At 68.4% G+C, this 2,792-nt stretch carries 5 protein-coding genes; 2 read left to right on the top strand and 3 right to left on the bottom strand.

Annotation, left to right across the window (positions count from 1 at the left end; all coding sequences use genetic code 11):
* The coding region (locus E1281_RS38970; RefSeq protein ID WP_207943779.1) for a glycosyltransferase at positions 1-853 on the top strand (853 nt) is incomplete at its 5' end.
* Positions 854-890: 37 nt separating this feature from the next.
* On the opposite strand, the gene E1281_RS38965 is transcribed toward E1281_RS38970, so the two are convergent.
* Entirely contained in the window at positions 891-1,880 is a 990-nt protein-coding gene (locus E1281_RS38965) for a BtrH N-terminal domain-containing protein (RefSeq protein ID WP_131884708.1), read from the bottom strand.
* 342 nt (positions 1,881-2,222) lie between these two features.
* On the opposite strand from E1281_RS38965, the gene E1281_RS38960 reads away from it, so the two are divergent.
* The gene (locus tag E1281_RS38960) at positions 2,223-2,423 is read left to right on the top strand and encodes a hypothetical protein (protein ID WP_131884707.1); all 201 of its coding nucleotides are present in this window, start codon (positions 2,223-2,225) and stop codon (positions 2,421-2,423) included.
* On the opposite strand, the gene E1281_RS38955 is transcribed toward E1281_RS38960, so the two are convergent.
* The gene (locus E1281_RS38955; RefSeq protein WP_131884706.1) at positions 2,420-2,617 is read right to left on the bottom strand and encodes a hypothetical protein; all 198 of its coding nucleotides are present in this window, start codon (positions 2,615-2,617) and stop codon (positions 2,420-2,422) included. The two genes, E1281_RS38960 and E1281_RS38955, sit on opposite strands and share 4 nt — an antisense overlap.
* A 2-nt stretch (positions 2,618-2,619) precedes the next feature.
* The gene (locus E1281_RS40985) at positions 2,620-2,775 is read right to left on the bottom strand and encodes an ATP-binding protein (protein ID WP_165959314.1); all 156 of its coding nucleotides are present in this window, start codon (positions 2,773-2,775) and stop codon (positions 2,620-2,622) included.
* Between the last annotated feature and the right edge of the window lie 17 nt (positions 2,776-2,792).

Genomic DNA, 2,792 nt, shown 5'->3' with positions numbered 1-2,792 from the left:
GTGCAGATGGCTCCCGATCCCCGGAAAGGCGCATTCCCCGATGCCCGTAATAACCGTGGTCACCCCGGTCCACGACGGCGGCGACACCTTCCTTGGCGACACCTTCGCCTGCCTGTCCAGCCAGTCCCTTCCCCACGGATGGGGCATGCAATGGCTCCTACAGGAAGACGGGCAGACGGGTCGCCCCCTGGAAAAGGTCCCGGACACCTCGTGGATCTCGAAGGGCTCCGGCCGAAGGGGCGGTGCGGCCTGGGCTCGCACCATGGCCTTGCCGCGCGCTGAGGGCGCGCTCCTGCGCTGCCTCGACGCCGACGACCTGCTTCCGGACGCGCACACCCTCGCCCGCGACATCGAAGTCCTCACCGAGCGCCCCGACGTGGGCTGGGTGGCCGCGCCATGCCTGGACCTCATGCCCGACGGCTCCCTCCGACCCGGCCCCAACGACCCTGAACCGGGCCCGCTTCCACCGCGGGCCCTGCTCGATGGACTGATCGATGACGCCTGCCCGGTCATGTGCACCACAGTGACGCTCCACACGGACCTCGTCCGCGCGATCGGCGCCTGGCCGGCCCTGCCCGCGGCCGAGGACATGGCGCTGCCACTCGCCGCCGAGGCGGTCTCGCCGGGCTGGATGCAGGAAGAGCCGGGTGAGCTGTACCGCAAGCATCCGGACCAGACCACGGCTACGCCCGAGTACCTGGATCCCACCGAGTTCGACACACGCAAGCGAGTACTGATCGATCACGCCGAGGCGCTGCACCGCACCGGCTGGCGCTGGACCCCCTCACAGCCCCTTTCCGCGTCACCGCATACCGCCGAGGCCGACCGCCCCATGTCGACCGTGAGCTTGTAGCCCGATCCCCGAGAACGCGGTCGGCCACCGCCGGTGATCATTGGCCCAGGCGGCTCAGCGCCTGCATCGCCTCGTGCTCTATGCGTGAAAGATCCCCGAGGACGGCGCCGGCCTGTTCGAGGCGCTGCGCATGACCCGATTCTCCGGCCTGTGCGACCAGGGCTGCGACTTCAGTCCACAGGGTGGCCGCCTCGCTGTACAGCCCGTGGCCGGTGCGCAGGTGGCGGCTGTCGAGCAGGTGGGTGCATTCGGCGAGGAAGTCGCGGTAGAAGTTGCGGAACAGGGCGCCGCCGGTCCCGGCCTTCTCCATCAACAGGGCGGCCTGCGCCAGGTCCCGCTGGGGGCTGTCGGTCCGCCGGAGCCATGTGGGCACCAGCTTGCCGGCCTTCTCGATGCCTCGGTGGCCGAGGTTGGCGATGGGCGGGTTGAGGAAGGCGTCGGCGCAGGCGGTGACGGCCGGGACCACCAGTTCCCGCGGGGAGGGCAGGCCCTTCGGAGCGGTGAGGGTGAAGGACCGGTGCTTGGCGGTCATCGGGCCTCGCGCCGCCCTGGCTTGGGCGAGGCTGGTCAGGCTGGTGGCCACGGTTCCACCTTGCTGGTCGGTGTCCACCAGGTAGGCGTCGTGGTCGTCGTAGCGGTACATGGCGACGATATGACCGCCGAAATGCACCTTCGACCGGAAGTAGTCCAGGTAATAGCTGTCGAGCTGGAGTCCGAGGGGACGTCCGGCGTCGATGGGGGCGACCACGTTCTCCCAAGCCCTGCGGGGTGAGGTGGTCTCCTGGACCAGCAACTCCAGCCGGAGCCGGGCGGCCAGGTTTCTGGTGAGCTCGAAAGGTTTGACCCGTCCTCCGAGGAAGGGGAAGCCCATGTTCTTGCTGTCCCAGTAGACGAAGGACAGGCCGGAGCCGAGGCCGAAGAGCATGGGCTCGGACAGGTCGATTCCCTGGTGCCGCAGCAGCACCGTCAGCGCGGTCGTCTCGCAGTGCTGCGTCCCGGGGGCGTCAACGTCGATCATCGTGGTCATGCCGTTCCCTTCTGGACAGCGGTCAGCTCCGTAGACGCGACCACAGGACTGTTGCCACCATGCTGCACCCTCCCGCAGTGGGAGAGTCCAGGCGAGATCGAAGCCATGGGGCCGACCTCCGGCATGTGCGCACGTTCCAGGTAGCCGATGCTCGGGAACGCGCCAGAGGCGGGAGCGGGATCGGAGGACCGCTGTGAACCGGGTCGGCGACAGGCCGTTCTCCCCTCTCCCCCTGAGATTCCCGTCGAAAGGGGGGACAGCCCTCCATCACGGACGGTCATCAATGCCGAGGCGAAGCCCCGGCCGACCAGACAGGTCGGAACAAACCGAAAGGACAATGACATGGGCAAGGAGCAGAACACGCGGGAGGTCGTGCTCGACGAGGTCATCGTGCGGTACGACCAGAACCTGTACAAGCTCGTCGCCAGGAGCTACCTGAACGTCCGAACCTCCAAGGTGGTCAGCATCCGCCCCGGCTCGACCGAGAACTTACCCGGAAACGTGACCCGACACCGGAGGGTGAAGGTCACCCTCAAGGCCTAGCCTGAGGGCAGCAGCGAGACCGCACGCCGGGCGGCGTCCCGGTCCGCGGTGGCGAGCGAACCCAGCAGCCCGTCCAGGCCGGGCGCCGAGATCAGGGCAGGGCCTACCGCCCGCCACACTCCCTCACCGTCCCGCATGATTCCCCACTCGGGAAACAGGTGGTGGAGCAGCAGCAACGCCACGAGCTCGTTCATCGTCAGCGAAGCTTGGCCCACACGACCTTGCCGCCCTCGTTGAGAGGACGGACGCCCCAGGCGTGGACGAGTTCGGCCATGAGCAGGAGCCCCCGTCCGGAGACGGCGGCGTAGTTCTCCGGCCGGATCTCCGGCCGCCCGCCCCCCGCGTCCCACACCCTGTCTCTTATACACA

The organism is Actinomadura sp. KC345, from assembly GCF_004348515.1.
In the GTDB taxonomy this organism is placed as follows: domain Bacteria; phylum Actinomycetota; class Actinomycetes; order Streptosporangiales; family Streptosporangiaceae; genus Spirillospora.
This window is presented reverse-complemented; position numbering and strand designations above follow the sequence as displayed.